The organism is Enterococcus sp. AZ196, assembly GCF_050498845.1.
Lineage (GTDB): Bacteria > Bacillota > Bacilli > Lactobacillales > Enterococcaceae > Enterococcus_A > Enterococcus_A murrayae.
Genome location: NZ_JBIPAM010000002.1, coordinates 690,853 through 706,764, shown reverse-complemented (window position 1 = coordinate 706,764; position 15,912 = coordinate 690,853). Strand labels below are relative to the sequence as shown.

The following is a 15,912-nucleotide window of genomic DNA, read 5'->3' as shown; positions in this document are numbered from 1 at the left end:
AAATAGTCAATTGGGGAAGTACTCAAGTGGCTGAAGAGGCGCCCCTGCTAAGGGTGTAGATCGTTAAACGCGGTGCGAGGGTTCAAATCCCTCCTTCTCCGTTATATTAAAATCCCCGTCCAAGATGTTGGACGGGGATTTTAATATAACTAATGACTAACTTTTAAATCAAATGTCGCTACCCGTTGTTCTCCAGAAACAAAATCAATTTCTACTTTGTCAAACTTGTCTCCGCCAATCGGCAGCTTCCAAAAAATCTGCGTTATCCCTTTTTTTCCTTTAGGAACCTCATCTTGTCCTCGTTGTTGATTGACCCCTGTCAAGCGATTCCCATCCTTTGAAAATGCTTGAAAAGATTGGGCATAAGGGAAAAAGGGAGTATCCATATCTATATTTTTATACTCTATTTTCACAGCAAGCATCTTTTCGGTATCATAATTTTCTAATTCAATCATTCGCTTTGGAAATGCTGATTGCTTGGTTGTTGCCTGTACGACTTTCATTTCTGCTAATTTTTTTTCGCCATCTCCAAATTCGATGGTTTCATTCTCAGAAAAAACCTTGACCTCCTGAGAGAACCTAACATCTTCAGTTGTTTGTGTTTGATTTTCTCCTGAGTTCAAAGAAGATAATTCTTTTTTCAAGCTAGAATTTTCGGTTTTCAACGTTGAAACTTCTTTTTTCAAGCTCGAACTTGTTGTAGCCGAACTATCTCCGAAACAACCAGACAGCATTATTAATACGATTACAAAAACACTCATAATTCCTGTTTTTTGCTTCATACTCGCCTCTCCTTATAGCTGCTATAAAGAGTTATCTTCAAAATGAATTAACGAACTTAACAACTCATTTTGCTCTTTTAGAATGTCTTCAATCTCCTCTGATGCTTCGACTATTGTCTCATCCTGGATACCTGTATCATCAATTGTCGCACTATGTTGTTCAGAATCTGCTACGTGTTCATCCACTCCTTGAACAACCGCCATCTCCACTTCCACTGATGCAGCATTCGACGTTTCCATATCATTAGTCTGTTCAATCTTTTCTGAATTAACTGTTTGTAGTGCATTCTCTGATTGTGTTCCCTGATCCTCATCATTACTGTCGAGAAAGTCATCTCCAAAAAAAATGGTGCCAAACGTGTATATTCCTTGAGCACTCTTATTTTCAATGCTTACACAATTCAACCCAAAATTCTCAAGATACTGATTGACCGTTTCTTGGTTAATAATGCCTCTGCTCAGATCTCTAACTATAATGTTGTCGGCATATTGAACATCTTGATCTTTGGTTAAATAAGAAAGCACCTTTTTGGTTTCCTCAGCAATTTCTGCATCGATCAACGCTGCTAAGTCTATTTGCTGACGCCCATTTACAACAAGGGTGCTTTCACTGCTTGTAATCATGTTGTATACCATGTCTCTGTCAATTTGGAAAGAACGTGTACTATTTTGAACACAGTTTGTTTTGTACTCCTGCACAATTCGATCTGAAAACTCATAAATTCCGTGTGAGATATTCTCACTTTTTATCAATTCACCGTTGTCATAAATGTCACATTTTACATTATGGTCACTTACGTCAATAATGTAATTTAATCCATCAAATGATTGTATTGAACTATCAGTAGCTGTTGCATGCTGCTTTTCATTTTCTAAAATCGTACAAAATGATTTAGGAGCAAGAACCACTTCATTCACGAGGATAGAGAGTTCTGCGCCATCAATCCAAGTTTTATATTCTCCTTCAAATTTATGTTCCATTTCACTTAACTCCATTGAGCTTTTGGAATTCACACCAATACACAAGGAGCAGCTTAGTTGGTTTTCACTGATTTCTTCGAACAACTCTCGCTGATTTCCTGCTAAATACGCTAAGACAGTCCAAACCAATTGTCTAGTTTCCGTAGCCTCTAAGTTGTTCAGAACATCGCCAAAGGAATGATAGGCCTTTGATCGACGACTTTGCCGTTTCTTTAGCCCCCACAAAATTGGTTCAGAAAGCTCCTCTAATTTGATTTCACTTCCTTCTATTTCGCTCTGGTCCTTAAAAAAAGATGGTTTCCAAGTATTCTTTTTGACAGTTGAGTACAATGAGCTAAAAACCTCTCTATAGTTTGAACCAGAAATGCCCACTCTGAACTGATCAATATCTAATGCAATTATTTTTTTCACCCTACGTTCCTCCGATTAATGTATTGCTTATCTAAATGGATTATGAGTCTTCCTATCTCTATTGCTTCAAGTTTTTTTACTTTCCTCCACAAATCTCGCTGTCGTGACTGAAGTAGAGAGCGCTTTTAGCTGTTCTTCCTGCCTTTCAATCATTCGTGTGACACTAGCAATATCTTCCATCAGTGGCTCTACTTGATCGTAGCAAGCAGTAAATCCTTTAATGTAAGAGATAATTTCGTTAATTTTCGTGTATTCTTCTGTCAGATGATGAACTACTTTTCTTAATTGAACAAAATGATCCAAAGAAACTTGCTTTTCATCCTTTACCATTGAAACGTGTTTATTTACTTCAAAGATTTTTTTGTCGCGAGCCTGCGTGTGCGTTTCTATTCTTAGCAGCAGCTCGTTTAACGTCGCTCTGCTGGAATCAAGCTCATAATTTAACTCTTTACCTGTCATTTGCTGTCTCCATTTCCATAAAAAGAAGCTCCTGTTCTACCTGTATTAATGCCTGTTTAGTAAAAATTCCTTCTTTTAATAAATCGCTGAATCTGTTTACTCTTAGTTTTAGTTGCTTCAACTCATCTCTTGTGAGTTGTTCCATTAGTAAGTCAATTTCCTCCAAGGAATCAATTGCATAACCTAGCTTGTATCTAAGAATCAACTCTGAAATCGCTGAGTTCCGCCATACAATCACTGGCACACCCACGGCCAAATACAAGGAAATTTTGTGCGGTGCATTATACCGTGTATATTCCCGATATTTGCCTCCTTGTGGCAAGTCATTGTCCCAAGCAATGCCAAAACGATTCTTGGGCATCATCCTTAAAAGATCAGGTTGAGAATAAACGCCCATGTACTCAACATTTTCTCCTAAGTCAAACGCATCCTTTGATCCAAATACCTGAATTTTCGTTTGATGATCCCATTCTTTTAAAAAAACAGATTTTTGAACATTTCCTGCAAAAACTAGCGCTTTCTTTAATGATGTGTCCAGAGAAACTTGTTCTGCCGGTATTCGATAATCAAATAATTCTTTAGACACCATTGCTGTAGTAATTCCAAAAGACTTCAGCTTCAGCTCCATCTTTTCCCCATGGGTAACTAGAATATCCGCATGATTAAAGAGGTCAATTTCTTTTAAAAAGCTGCTGTCTCTCAATAACTCAGAGTCGTGAATCAATAAAGCGATTCGAGCGCCTCGTTGTTTTAATCGTTCAACAAAGGTTTTCTCAAATACAAATTGGTTGTAGCTCGGATACTGATACACAATTAAGTCGCCTGCCGCAACGCCCGCCGTAATTCCGTCAATTCTTGAAAGGAGCGACTGTTGGCTCTCCTGTTCATCAATGTACCGATAAATATATAATTTCCTGAAACCAATCTCTTCTGCAATTTCCGAAACATCTCCGCGCGCTTTAGAAACAGAGTCCACGGAAGGACCTTCTACAATATAGGTTATCCATTTATTCAAAAACACATTTCTCCTTAATCGACAGATTTTTAAAGAAATCGAACTCATTTCTAGGCAGGTAAGACGAAGAATTACTCATATTGTGTTTAATTTTATTGATGACAGTATCTTCGCTAGAAATATCCTTTGTGACATATAGATAAGCTAAAAATTGAAATATTTCTTTCGTTTGTCGGTTCTCGCCACTTTGTCGCTTTAAAATCACCGTGGCTTTATTCAACAATTTAATTGCCTGCTCATGATTATTCATATCGACAAAACATAATGACAAATCAATCACACATCCAATAAGAATGTCTTTCCACTCATTTGACTGATTACTAGAAAATTTTTTTAGCAAGCTATTTTCCAGAATAATACTTTCCTTTTCCATTACAGCGTTAGAAAAAGAATAATTTAGACTGATCCGTAAGGTTGCTAAGTAGAGTAAAATATCAAACAGTGTAAAATAATCAATCGACGTAAAATACTCTCCAATACGCCTTAACTCGAACATAGAGGGTTCTCCATTACGGCAATGTACTACCAAATCGGCATAAGTCAAAATCAATTTATACGCGTTATTATCATCACTAGAATTTTTGAACTTCCCCAATGATTTTCGTAGGTTTAAAAATTGTTTGAGTTCAGTTTCTTGATTCGACATAGACGTATAGATAACTAGCCCTAACATTTGAATTTGTTCATCCGTTGAAGAAACAAATAAGTTTAGTAATTCTCGGTCTGACATATTCAAGACTTTTTTTAAGCCCATCACCAGTTCTAGAGGTAAATCTGTTTGGTAACGTAGCCAGCGATAATACCTCGATTTTGAAAGATTGATTCTTCTTTCTAACGTTCGAATGGGTACACCTTTTCTTTTTCTGATTTCTTCCATAGCTTCACGATCAATATTTACAGCTACAACCGAATTTTGTGGTTCGGTTAGGGTTGGATTCATCATATTAATTAACCTACAAATACTTAATAGACTGCTCTGCATCATTCCACACTCTCCTGCCTGTACGTCCATCTCATTTTTTCGAGAAAAAATTGAGTCGATATGAACATTCTCACTTTCCAATAGATTCAAGCAAGGAATAGACAAGCGATCCTAGGATAACACCCGACATAATCACTGATATGATTATTGTAAGTAGTTTTGACTGTTTCTCTTTATCCCCCACATTATCTACAACCTTATTACTTTCCTGCTCAAACTTTTCATCAATTTTTCTGGATAGTTGATCCTTTTTCATTGGATTCTCTCCTTTTAAAATAAGTCCCAAAAGGATATATTTGTAAGTCATAGGTTTCTTTGTTTCTAAAAATTATTCTTCTATAGAACTTATGACCTCATTTAATTGGGCAATTTCTACATCTTGATCGGAAGCTTTTTCCATGATCTGAGAAAGCACATAATCGCTTTCACCAAAAAAGCAGCGTTTCAAAATATATTTTTCCGTAGTGAATGAAACGGAAATCGTCAAATATAGCGCCTTTAATGCATGGTATTCCTCTTGATAGGCTTGATAGTTTTGATCAAATATTGATTTAAGATTCTTAATTTCATCGATAGACACCTCTGAATGCTCTTGCATTTTAATCATCTCTTGATTTAGGCGTTGTAGCTGAGCTACTTTATCATGTTGACTATTTACAAGTTGCTGTGCCTTTTCTTTTTCTGCGGTAAAATTTAGTAATGATGAGATATTTTCCTCTATCAGTTGATTGATATTTACCAAAAGCTGATCTGCTGAAATTGTAGTTGTCATTTATACTTTCCTTCTTCCTGTTTCTAGACTTCATTTAGAATATTCAAAATAATTGTTTCATTTTCAGAAATAAAGTATTGCTTGGCAATAAAACGTTCGGTATTATAGGAAACCCGCATCGTAAGTAACAGTTCTTTCAATGATACATACTCCTGTTTATAGGTTTCAAAAATAGCATTAAAATCAGCTTTCAATTGCTTAATTGGAACAATGGCTGCTTCCTTGTTCGTCGCCAACTGCTTGATTTGTTCATTGATCGCCTGCATCACGGTTACATGTTTTTTTTGCTTTTCTAGTAATTGTGCGGCTAATTCTTTTTCCTCCTCAAAGTTCAATAAGGAATCTGGATTTTCATCTGAAAGTTTATAAATCTCATTGAAGAGTTTTTCTGCTGGAATTGTCATCATTGAGTGCTCCTTAATCAATAATCGTTATTTTATCTAGAGAGACGTTTTTTCCTACCAACTTGTTATAGTGTTCTCGCGACATTCTTACTTCCTGAACGTAAGAAATTTTATTTTCTAATATGCTTAATAGATTGCCCTTGATGTCACCCGTTTTTGTGAAAGGAGACTCCATTAAATAGAGAACATTGCGTGAGTTCGTTTGGGCTAAAGCAAATAACTCTAATCCCATATAAGAAATGAAAACACAGTCATTTTCAGTGACGTTATTCGCTACTTGAGTCGCTAAAAACTGCATAAGGCTACTATATCTAGCACATACTTCTCCAGAATCCTGGTCTCGTACAACAACTAGATTAATTTGACCTTCATAAAAAAAGTATTGGACAATTGGACGTTGCTTACTATTATAGAAATCAATCTCATGAACAGTATCCTTAAAAAAGAAAATGTTGCTATACAGCTGTCCATCATCCGCGTATTCTTCGATAAAATCAGTCGTACCATCAGCATTCAGGTATTTGACTTCTTTGACATGTCTTCTCGTTTCGGGATACGTTACTACTTGGCCAATCTCGTCCCCATCATAAATAACCGAAATGCTGCGATCTTCATTCATAAAAACTTCTGCAGCAGCTGCTGTTGGAATATTATTAAAAAATAGAAAATTATCCGGATGATAATCGCGTTTTGTTAACTCATCTAACAAATTGATTCCTTCTATCCCTTCCGACTTTTTCAATTGATTAAAATTCGGACTAGGGGAAAGTGAAATTACCTTTCCATTTCTTTCCTTTAGACGCTGTTTTTGACTTTTCCATATTTTATCTGCCGGTTTTAAGGCGCTTACTAGTTCATAGTCCATTGACAAGCTCCTTCCATTTATTGGCTATCATAGAATCTTGATACTCTTTTACAGAGTATCTCGTCTGTGCTATTATTTTTTGTTGATCTGATTCGAGAAGTTGAACGATGCCTTCAACCAATTGCTGCTTACTGTATTCTTCGTCGGTGCGTGAAAAGTCTTTTAAAAAACCGTTAACACCATTTTTTATTAACTCTAGCGCACCAAATCTCGCCTTAAAAGTTACTATTGGAAGCCCAGCATCCAGTGCTTCAATATAAGTTAAGCCAAAACCTTCTGAGTAAGAACCTGAAATGAATGCATCATATTGTGGATAAACCTGGTCGATTTGGTTTGAATGCCCCTTCAAAGTAATATAAGTTTCCGCATCTAGTTCTTCGATTAATTTCCGCAACTTACTGTCTTCTCCGCCTTGACCGTAAATATCTAACGAAATATCCGAGAACTGATTTCTTGCTTCACAAATAGCTTTGATGACAGTATCAATATGCTTCTCCGATGCTAATCGAGAGACAGTGATAAATTTTCGAAGCGAGCGACTTTGTTCTCCGGTTTCCTTATGTTGAAGCTTCTGGTCTCGAATTCCTCCTACTGGAATCGCCCATATTTTTTCCGTTTCATTGGGGAAATCAATCAAAAGATCTTGTTTTTGAAGCTCTGTCGCAACAACAACGCGATCCGTCATTGCCATATGTGTCAGCAAATACTCATAGTAATTGTTCCATAGCGGAGCGGAAGGTACGTCACGATCGGACAGATGATCCGCATGAATGATTTCAGTGATATTCGTATTTTTTGGTTTATGATTGAATAACGCTGATTCAGATTCTTGCCCTCTATCGATGAAAAAGTTTTTGGTTCCTTCAAATTGCAGGGCTAAGTATTCAAAGAAATAGCGCTGCAGTAATACTTCTGTCCGAAAAAAACGATGCTCTCCCTCAAAGTCAAAGAGATGGATATTACTAAGCAATCGGCCTCTATGTTTATGATCGATATATTCAAACATGACTTTTCTCTTACCCGTTTTATAATCAAATAGTTCGATTCTATACGTTGAAACTAAAAGTAAGTTCTCCTTCTTTTTGCTCGGTGATTTTTCTAAATGCTCCACGATCAGCATACCTGAAGAAGTGAGTGTCTCTTTTATTCGATGAGTATTCGTGAAATCTAACAGAATTTCTTCCTTGTGCTCATACTCTTTTTCGGCGCCTTTTTTTATGTAGTCCTTTCCAAAAACAAAAAGCTCCCACATATTGATCACCTTATTGTCTGGAATGCTCCACGCCTCCATTGCCTCATGTAAGTTTTTTACTAGTTCGACAAAAATATATTTGTATGGAAGTTGGACGGTATCAAAGCATTTCGCTCGATAAAACTGCGCGTGCTCCACACCAGAATTGCCTATCCCCATTGCCTTATTAACAAAAAAATTCATCTCTTCTTCCCTCCTGAACTTCATCTGCGAACACCTAATTCTATTTATTAGATATTAGAGTCTACTTTCTGCTGCTTAACGAGACGCTGTAAAATATTCAATGCATATTCGTTGATCTGTGCGCGATCCTTCAAACTTCTCCATGTATTTGTTGGCTTCGACTGAACTTTTGTTCTTCTGTTTGCTGGAATGACGGTCTCCAACACTAAAGGCAGTAATTTAAATTTGTCCTCTAGTGTGGCAAAACGCGTACCACGTTCAATCGAAAGTGAACACAGCTCTTGATAATCCTTAATATCAAAACAGACCTCGGTAATTGCGTCTAACCAAGCTTTTTCTGACCGATCACCAACCAAGAAATAATAATTCATATAATCATCAATAACTAAACTCGTAACATATCTCGTTTTTTTCTGTACGACAATATTCGTTTTAATCCCCTCATAGGGATGTCTAACCTTAAAAAAAATCGCTTCAGTACCTTCAGTCGTTTTAACTTCGTATCGTTCTTTTAAAGAATCACTAAAAATAGTTAAATATTTAAATAGGATAAATTCGTGCTTTTTATTTACTAGCTGAATATTGTAACTAACTGCTTCCTCTGGAAAGATAAAATGACCCTCTAGCTCTTTAAAGTGCCTTTTTTCTATCGAATCATTATTGACATTAAAAAATTCAATCACTAGTTGCACTGCATCCACCGTATCAAACTCTGCCTGCACCTGAATGTTATAACCCTTCCCATTCATCAAGAGCGGCAACATTGGAGACTTGCGAGCTGAATGGAACTCCGTTCTTGAATACCATGTTTTTATCGGGGTTCCTGTGGGCATAAACGGAGATGAAAATCGAATAGAATCGTTCTCTAAAAGACGTATATTCGCTCCATAATTGTAATTATCATTAAAGTCAATTCCCCACTTTATCATGTAAAAATTTTCCAATGCTTCACCCCTCTAGTTATTCAAAATCATCCATGATTCTTTGAAAACTATTGAATAAGATATTTCGATATTGTTTTAAAAACCATTTATTGATTCCTGTACTATTATCGTTATGTCTACCAACCAAGCCTTTGTATAGAACTCTGGCAGTTGATCGATTTTCCTTCAACACATTAAATAATTGCGGAAAAGCCTCCTTGTCATAGTCATCCTGTTTCATGTAGGCAATGGCAAAAGTGGTATTGCTATAATCCCCGGCGGCAAATTTATCCCAGAATTTCTGATTTAATTTTTCAGCAGCCTCAATCGTAGATTCTCCTGTGTTGTAGTAGAGCATATCCAATGAAGTGGGAAACCCATTTGGTCGTAGCACCCGTTCATTTAAAGCAATTGTTCCGATATTCGCTAACGGCTTACCGATAATGACACTATTGGGTTTTAAATCGCTGGCATAATAAAGCGCCCCAAAAGTTCCCATAGACAATCCTGATAAAATCAAGTCTGAATTTTTAAAGCCTAACAGCTTCAGCTTATCCAAAATAACGTCCACAATTTTTTGTTCAAATTCTTCACTGCCTAAGTAAAAATTTCCCCCTTCTAATCTGGGATCAGCTATCAGCATGAAGGGGCCGCCACCCATACTACTCATCATTCGCCGACCTTCAAACCCTTCCGCCGGTCGATAGCCTGAGAAATAAATCGCTAATGGCGGCTTCAAATCTCCGGCGTTAAAATAGTAGAATACTTCTCCTGAAAGATGCTCTTCATCAACTATTTTGTTTCCACCTGGGATCATCGAGCTTTTGTCAGCTAACGCTTTTCTGATATGGACTTGACTTATTTGGATCTTGCCACTTTTTCCTCGTGCATAAAGCGAAACGTTGATATAACAATTCACAGGCTGTTCAAAAATTGTTTTTTCATTCTTTTGTAGCTTCTCGAACGGTACCTCAACTATTTGAACCACCTCAGAAGTGTTTTCCTTTACTAGAAAAATCTTAAATAGTAAATCAACGTCTCCCGAAAGCACCGCCAGTTCTGAATAGAAGGTCATCCGCTCATCTGCCTTAATCAGGTTCGTCATTTTCCACGAGAGCACCTGACTGAATTGCGGTGAAAAGTTTCCTTCAAGCTCGATATAGGAGTTTCCACATTTTTGAACAGTCCCATCAAAGTCTGAACAAACATGGATATGATCATTTGACAATTTATAGCCTGACTGCCTAACTGTATATTGCTGATTCACAAACTGAAATACTTGAGCCATTTCCTTTGTTTCAATCGATATAGCTTCTTTAAGAACTAGAACCCTTTCTATCTCAGAAGAAAGATTTGCGTTTCGAGTGTAAAGAATCTGATATGCAGGCAATTGCACTAATAGATCACTATTGTTAGTGAGAATCCTCGCATTTGAGCCTAAAATGAAAACAGCTCTGGAATACTTTTTATTGAACTGCCCTTCAATAAAGAGTCCTATTTCTTGCTCATCGATTTGGAAATTATAATCACCAGGCAACCATTTATACTGAAAACTGGAGGATACCGCTTCTAAATTGGTTATTTCCCTTTCCCCAATATGAATGAGTCTAATTTTCTTAGCCATTCAAAACTTCCCTCCATTTTTTCAAGATAATTTGTGGACTAAAGTCCTCAATTACAGAGACATTCTTTACCAGTGCATTGTTCCAATTACTCAAGTCTTGTAAAAAGAAGGTCAAAGCTGGCTCTAATTCAGATGTCCTTCTAACGATCATCCCGTTCTTCTTCTCTTCAATAAAATCTGTTTTTACTTTCGCAAGTTGAGGAATTCCAGCACTGATCGCTAACGACTGCATCTGCAAATTGTATTTTTCATTAATATCCACGTAGAGCCTCGTCTTATGGAAATCGTTCCTAACGGAGAGCAGCGTAGGCTGGACTCGGAACTCAATTCGGTTATAGACATTGATCGCTTTAACTAAATTTTTCCAAGCAGCGCTTTTTCGAATTTCTTCAATCGCCAACTCATCTGCTTTATACAGACGCTTGATTCTTTTTGCTTCGATAAAATGAGCAGTTTTTTTAAAGTCCTCCGATTCACTGTCGACATCGAAATAAGAATCAATAAGTTCTTTTTGAGCCTCTTGTAATTTACGTTGATCCAGTCTAGTTCTGACTTCCACGATTAAGCTATATTTCGTATTCTCAATGAGGTTATTCATAAAAATCTGGTTCGCTGCAAGCTGAAAATCGGAAAGCTGTTCTACTTTCCAATATATAATTAGCTGTGCAATTGAATTGCTCATCCCTAAAGCTAGTTCTGTATTAAACATCGGAATGGTTGCAATTTTGACATCAGCAAGTTCTGGATTAGCTTTTTTTATGGTCAACAATTCTTGCATTTTCGCCTTTGTATCCGTTACGACACATTTCGCTGTTTTCAAACTTTTTATAAATAGATGTTTATCGTATTGATTCAGTACATCATCATCTGAAACGATTCGCACCAATTGGCCGTCTTCTTGAATTTCTTGTGTAACGTTTAAAATAGCATTGTCTGTTGTTGTGATAATCTGCTTATTCTGATCTTTGATTTGCTTCAATTCTTCCTTCAAGACCTCCGCAATCACCTCATCCATTGTGCAAAAAGTTTTCGACTTCAGGCTGTCAGCGCCTGCTTCTTCTACGATTATTTGGGAATTTCCTTTCAAAAGTTCTGTGATTGTTTTCTCACCGTATTCGTTGAAATATTCTCGTTTAGTGACGATATTTTGTTTGGTTAAATACTCGATTAGCGACAAAAAACCTCGATCATCGTAATACTCGAAGTAGTCATAATCTTCCTTAAAATATTTCACGCCTTCAATACAGCCATACTTATTAAATTTAATTTCTCCGAATTTTTTATTCTTTTGAAAAAGGATGATTCCAAATGGGGTATAGACGGGTTCAACATCTTTGGGAAGCGAAAGATCCTCTAGCCCTAATGGATGCCCCTCCTGTATGGTGATATTCTGTATTACATCATAAGCACGCCAATAACAATCAGACAGCAATGAGTGTTCCTGTGCCTTATATCTTAAAAAAGGCAAGTGATTTAATAAAAACAACTTGTATGGTTCCCCATTCTCAGTAAAAAGCTTGGTAATGTTTAGAATTCTGTCATTTTCTAAACTATTGTCGTTCTGTTCCCAATTTGGGATTAAATACATCATTGATTTGTCCACTCCTGCTTCTCACTAAAAAATATTGTAATTACGTTTCGAAAAAATAAATTTGATTTCCTGAGTGAGAGTATCGAGAATAATAATCAGCATAAAAACACTCCCAAAGTAAAACGCTAAGTTAGAAATAATCTCTACTTTTAATCCAATAAACAATGGAATAAGAGATACTAGTACCAAGTATGAATTTCCAACCATTGCGATGGTTGACAATTTCTTTTTGATATATTTTTCAGTTTCAGCTCCTGGCACCACTTCATAAATGTAATCGCCAGATTCCTTTAAATTCTTCGCAATATCATGGGGACGCACATTGATGTAGCTAAAACCCATTCCTAAAGCGTAAAGAATGATCCCATAGGTAAGAATTCCTTCAACCGTATTAAAGGAGAACATTTTGGAAAGAATATTGGAAAAAAAAGTATTGCTCCAACGATCGTTTAGCAGTAAAAGCTGGGGGATTGAAAACACAGTCACCGCGAACATGAAAGGCATGGCTCCAGCAGTGAGTAATCGAATCGGAATATATGAATTGTTAAACTTACTCTCTATTCCTGTTCGTTGGATCTGGACGCGATATTCTGAGTTGTATAGAAAAATCGTTACTACAATATAGATTAACGTAATAATAAATAACCCGATGAAATACCGACTATCTAGCCGTAAAGTACCACTTTGTCCCGAAATCAGCATCGCTGGTAAATTTGAAAGTAAGCCAGGTAAAATAAACAAGCTCTGTGCACCAATTCCCTTTTCACTATTGATATCAGATATCCAAGAAACAAACATTGCCCCAGTGGTGATTATTGTGATAACCATGCAAGATATGAGAAACTTGCTGACACCTGGAAATCTCTGATCATCAATTAACGGTTCAAACTTAAGCATCAAAGCAATTCCTTGAGCAATCGCAAAAATAAGTGTTAGGCTTCTTTGAATATATCCTCTTTGTTTAATAGAAAGATTATTAATCCTATCCGTGTCAATCATGCTGATCGTGGTCCAAATAATTAATGCCGTCATGTAGGGGCCCATTCCCAAAGAAAGCAACGTAGGTTTTGATAGATTACCTCCAGTGGTCGTCGAAAGAAAACGAATGATCAAATTTTGACTTTCCCCTTTCGGTATGTCTAAAAAACCTGGAACCTCGATCTTTTTGCCAAATTCTACAATGGTTAGCAATAACACACTCCAACATATTCGTTTGACTATTTCTTTATTATTTTTCATTGTTACCCGTCCTTTTTTAATACTAAGTAATGGCCAATTTATGGAAAATCTACATCAATGGAGCCATCGGAATTGTAAACCAAGTCCGACAACAATAGATTTCTTAACATGTTCAGCCATATTTCCTCCTTCATTTCAAAAAAGGAACGTCTTGCTTCAATTTGAAATTCATAAATTGGTCGATGCTGTCCCCAACTCCTACCATTCACAACCGCTTTTAATTGTTGCAAATTATCGGATTGTTCAACCCACATCGTATCAATCGCCTTCAGAATCACGATTCGTCTAAAATAAAGCTGTTGAAAACTATCAGGAATAATTAAATGAAGATGGCTAATTTGATTTGAAATTATCTTATTTAAATACTCACCAACGTTCTTCTTATTGTACTCAGTTAACGCTTGATCCATTTCGAAAGGATCAAAGTTGTAGGCAATATTGTTATAGATAAAATCAATCAAGTCATTTCTATTCAGATTCGCTTTTTTTGAAATAAACGAATCCCGTACATTTTCCACCGAGCGTTGAATAATTTCCTCCATGAAAGCTGCCGAACCGCCCATCACCCTGTTTCTCGCTTCATAAATCATCTCTCGTTGAACACTAATAATTTCATCGTACTCAAGGATACTTTTGCGACTTTCTACTTCTTGCTTTTTTCGATTCGCTTGCGATTTTTGGATAATTTTGTCGTATTTCTTTTCTTTTAAGGGTTTCGTTTCATCCTTATTCTTCTGCTCGTTTTCTTCGACTAACTTCTTCCTTGCCTTTGCAACCCATTTGGGCGCACTTTCCACAACAATTTTGTCCTCCATCGATACAAAAAAAACTGTATCTCCAGGATCTCCTTGCCTGCCTGCACGACCCCTGAGTTGAAAATCAATTCGATCACTGGTCATTCGTTCCGTTCCTAAAACTAGCAGCCCCCCACTCTCTTTTGCCTCAGGATCAAGTTTGATATCAGTTCCTCTACCAGCCATTGATGTTGCAACAGTTACTGCACCTTGTCTCCCTGCTTCGGAAACGATTAAAGATTCCTTAGCAACGGTCGTAGCATTTAAAAGGTTGTGAGGGATTTGTTGCTGCAGCAGCAGCAAAGAGTATAAGTTAGACATGGCAACCGATCCCGTTTCTACTAACACCGGACGCCCTTTTTTCAGCGCTTCTTTTACAGCATTTAATGAGGACAACACTTTAGCCTTATTCGTCACATACACTTCATCCGGGTGGTCAACTCTTTTTATTGGTTTATTTGTCGGAATTTGGATAACATTCACGTTATAGGTTTCACGGAATTCTTCTGCATCTGTTTTTGCCGTTCCGGTCATTCCTGAAAGGATTCTGAATTTTTTAAAGAGATTTTGATAAGTAATTGAACCCATTGATCTCGTTTCGTTTGTAATCTCTACTCCTTCTTTTGCTTCAATCGCTTGATGAAGTCCAGCCTGTAATTTAGTTCCAATCAATTTTCTCCCGTTAGCTTCATCTAAGAGTAGTATTTCCCCTTCTTCCACGACATAGTCCCTGTTTTCTTCCAATAGATGATTCGCCCGTAAAGCCAAAACTAAATGTCTGTATAAATCCCGCCACTCTTCTGTAAGAATTCCTTGAATACCAAAATAGTTCTCAGCTTTTTTGATTCCTCCTTCTTTAAACCAAACATTTCTCTTATCTTCGCTTTTTAGATAGTCTTCTCCCTCAGATAAGCTTTTAACAAACCAATCGGAGGTCTCAAATAAATTAGACTGTACTTTAGGAGCCCCAGAGATAATTAGCGGTGTTTGTGCCATATCTAATAAAATGGCATCAATCTCATCAATCAGTACAAAATTAAACTTATCTACGAATTGCTCTTCAAGAGTCGTTGCCAAATTATCGAACAGGTAATCAAAACCTAGAGCACTATGGGTGGTGTAAACAATATCCGACCCATAGACCGCTTCTTTATCTACTTCCTCTTCACTGGCATCTTTTGGCACGCCTACAGAAATAGTCAAACCTAACCATCGATACACTTTCCCTACCTCTTCAGCATCTCGCCAGGCTAGATACGAATTTGAAGTTATTAGGAAATTGCCTTTTCCCATCAGACCTCTGAGATACATTGGCATGGTTGCTGTGAGGGTTTTCCCTTCACCCGTCTTCATTTCAGCAACATTTCCATAAAATAATGCGATACCTCCTAAGATTTGAACATAATACGGCTCTAAACCTAATACCCGTCTATCCGCTTCTGCAACTACCGCATAAGCATTCGGTAGCAATTTATCGATCTTTTCACCCGCTGCAAGCCGATCCTTAAAAAGCTCCGTTTGATTTTGCAGTTCTGCATCGGACATTGCTTTATAGGTTGGGAGGAGCTTAATTATTCTATTTGCAATCTTCTTATATTTCCTTAAATTTTTATCTTTCATAATTATCCTGCTGAT

15 protein-coding genes and 1 tRNA gene are annotated in these 15,912 nt (G+C 37.0%); 1 reads left to right on the top strand and 15 read right to left on the bottom strand.

Going from position 1 to position 15,912, the window contains the following annotated elements; translation table 11 throughout:
• Window positions 1-12: 12 nt before the first annotated feature.
• Window positions 13-101: transfer RNA gene (locus IGI67_RS21115), tRNA-Ser, on the top strand.
• Window positions 102-149: 48 nt separating this feature from the next.
• Here the strand turns inward: IGI67_RS21115 and IGI67_RS21110 are convergent.
• The 15 genes from IGI67_RS21110 to secA2 all read right to left on the bottom strand — a co-directional run bounded on the left by IGI67_RS21110 (window position 150) and on the right by secA2 (window position 15,897).
• On the bottom strand, window positions 150-782 hold the full coding sequence (locus IGI67_RS21110) for a hypothetical protein (RefSeq protein ID WP_429959157.1): 633 nt from the start codon (window positions 780-782) through the stop codon (window positions 150-152).
• Between the two features lie 21 nt (window positions 783-803).
• Window positions 804-2,174: a hypothetical protein gene (locus IGI67_RS21105; RefSeq protein ID WP_429959156.1), complete on the bottom strand. Its 1,371-nt coding sequence runs from the start codon at window positions 2,172-2,174 to the stop codon at window positions 804-806.
• Window positions 2,175-2,240: 66 nt separating this feature from the next.
• Entirely contained in the window at window positions 2,241-2,633 is a 393-nt protein-coding gene (locus tag IGI67_RS21100) for a hypothetical protein (RefSeq protein ID WP_429959155.1), read from the bottom strand.
• Window positions 2,623-3,648 carry a sugar transferase gene (locus IGI67_RS21095; protein ID WP_429959154.1) on the bottom strand — a complete coding sequence of 342 codons (1,026 nt, stop codon included), beginning with the start codon at window positions 3,646-3,648 and terminating at the stop codon, window positions 2,623-2,625. Before IGI67_RS21095 ends, IGI67_RS21100 begins: the two co-directional genes overlap by 11 nt.
• Complete coding sequence (locus IGI67_RS21090) at window positions 3,641-4,633, bottom strand: helix-turn-helix domain-containing protein (RefSeq protein ID WP_429959153.1); 993 nt, start codon at window positions 4,631-4,633, stop codon at window positions 3,641-3,643. Before IGI67_RS21090 ends, IGI67_RS21095 begins: the two co-directional genes overlap by 8 nt.
• 67 nt (window positions 4,634-4,700) lie before the next feature.
• Window positions 4,701-4,886 (bottom strand): hypothetical protein, encoded by a 186-nt coding sequence (locus tag IGI67_RS21085; RefSeq protein WP_207107841.1) that lies wholly within the window; start codon window positions 4,884-4,886, stop codon window positions 4,701-4,703.
• 72 nt (window positions 4,887-4,958) lie between these two features.
• Window positions 4,959-5,402 carry a hypothetical protein gene (locus IGI67_RS21080; RefSeq protein WP_429959152.1) on the bottom strand — a complete coding sequence of 148 codons (444 nt, stop codon included), beginning with the start codon at window positions 5,400-5,402 and terminating at the stop codon, window positions 4,959-4,961.
• 23 nt (window positions 5,403-5,425) lie between these two features.
• The gene (locus IGI67_RS21075; protein ID WP_429959151.1) at window positions 5,426-5,809 is read right to left on the bottom strand and encodes a DUF3110 domain-containing protein; all 384 of its coding nucleotides are present in this window, start codon (window positions 5,807-5,809) and stop codon (window positions 5,426-5,428) included.
• A 10-nt stretch (window positions 5,810-5,819) separates the two neighbouring features.
• Complete coding sequence (locus IGI67_RS21070; protein ID WP_429959150.1) at window positions 5,820-6,671, bottom strand: hypothetical protein; 852 nt, start codon at window positions 6,669-6,671, stop codon at window positions 5,820-5,822.
• Complete coding sequence (locus IGI67_RS21065; protein WP_429959149.1) at window positions 6,661-8,106, bottom strand: glycosyltransferase; 1,446 nt, start codon at window positions 8,104-8,106, stop codon at window positions 6,661-6,663. The genes IGI67_RS21070 and IGI67_RS21065 overlap by 11 nt, the downstream gene beginning before the upstream one ends.
• Before the next feature lie 47 nt (window positions 8,107-8,153).
• A complete protein-coding gene (gene asp3, locus IGI67_RS21060) occupies window positions 8,154-9,050 on the bottom strand; it encodes an accessory Sec system protein Asp3 (protein WP_429959148.1) in 897 nt (298 codons plus the stop codon).
• A gap of 16 nt (window positions 9,051-9,066) precedes the next feature.
• Window positions 9,067-10,653 carry an accessory Sec system protein Asp2 gene (gene asp2 / locus IGI67_RS21055; protein ID WP_429959147.1) on the bottom strand — a complete coding sequence of 529 codons (1,587 nt, stop codon included), beginning with the start codon at window positions 10,651-10,653 and terminating at the stop codon, window positions 9,067-9,069.
• Entirely contained in the window at window positions 10,646-12,244 is a 1,599-nt protein-coding gene (gene asp1, locus IGI67_RS21050) for an accessory Sec system protein Asp1 (RefSeq protein ID WP_429959146.1), read from the bottom strand. The genes asp2 and asp1 overlap by 8 nt, the downstream gene beginning before the upstream one ends.
• 24 nt (window positions 12,245-12,268) lie before the next feature.
• On the bottom strand, window positions 12,269-13,483 hold the full coding sequence (locus IGI67_RS21045; protein ID WP_207107835.1) for an accessory Sec system protein translocase subunit SecY2: 1,215 nt from the start codon (window positions 13,481-13,483) through the stop codon (window positions 12,269-12,271).
• Window positions 13,484-13,521: 38 nt separating this feature from the next.
• Window positions 13,522-15,897: an accessory Sec system translocase SecA2 gene (secA2, locus tag IGI67_RS21040; protein ID WP_429959145.1), complete on the bottom strand. Its 2,376-nt coding sequence runs from the start codon at window positions 15,895-15,897 to the stop codon at window positions 13,522-13,524.
• Window positions 15,898-15,912 lie beyond the last annotated feature (15 nt).

Bases quoted from the DNA above. Each gene is read 5' to 3' on its own strand.
- IGI67_RS21110 (WP_429959157.1), bottom strand. From the start codon at position 782: ATGAAGCAAAAAACAGGAATTATGAGTGTTTTTGTAATCGTATTAATA.
- IGI67_RS21100 (WP_429959155.1), bottom strand. From the start codon at position 2,633: ATGACAGGTAAAGAGTTAAATTATGAGCTTGATTCCAGCAGAGCGACG.
- IGI67_RS21090 (WP_429959153.1), bottom strand. From the start codon at position 4,633: ATGATGCAGAGCAGTCTATTAAGTATTTGTAGGTTAATTAATATGATG.
- IGI67_RS21085 (WP_207107841.1), bottom strand. From the start codon at position 4,886: ATGAAAAAGGATCAACTATCCAGAAAAATTGATGAAAAGTTTGAGCAG.
- IGI67_RS21080 (WP_429959152.1), bottom strand. From the start codon at position 5,402: ATGACAACTACAATTTCAGCAGATCAGCTTTTGGTAAATATCAATCAA.
- IGI67_RS21075 (WP_429959151.1), bottom strand. From the start codon at position 5,809: ATGATGACAATTCCAGCAGAAAAACTCTTCAATGAGATTTATAAACTT.
- IGI67_RS21070 (WP_429959150.1), bottom strand. From the start codon at position 6,671: ATGGACTATGAACTAGTAAGCGCCTTAAAACCGGCAGATAAAATATGG.
- IGI67_RS21065 (WP_429959149.1), bottom strand. From the start codon at position 8,106: ATGAATTTTTTTGTTAATAAGGCAATGGGGATAGGCAATTCTGGTGTG.
- asp2 (WP_429959147.1), bottom strand. From the start codon at position 10,653: ATGGCTAAGAAAATTAGACTCATTCATATTGGGGAAAGGGAAATAACC.
- asp1 (WP_429959146.1), bottom strand. From the start codon at position 12,244: ATGATGTATTTAATCCCAAATTGGGAACAGAACGACAATAGTTTAGAA.
- IGI67_RS21045 (WP_207107835.1), bottom strand. From the start codon at position 13,483: ATGAAAAATAATAAAGAAATAGTCAAACGAATATGTTGGAGTGTGTTA.
- secA2 (WP_429959145.1), bottom strand. From the start codon at position 15,897: ATGAAAGATAAAAATTTAAGGAAATATAAGAAGATTGCAAATAGAATA.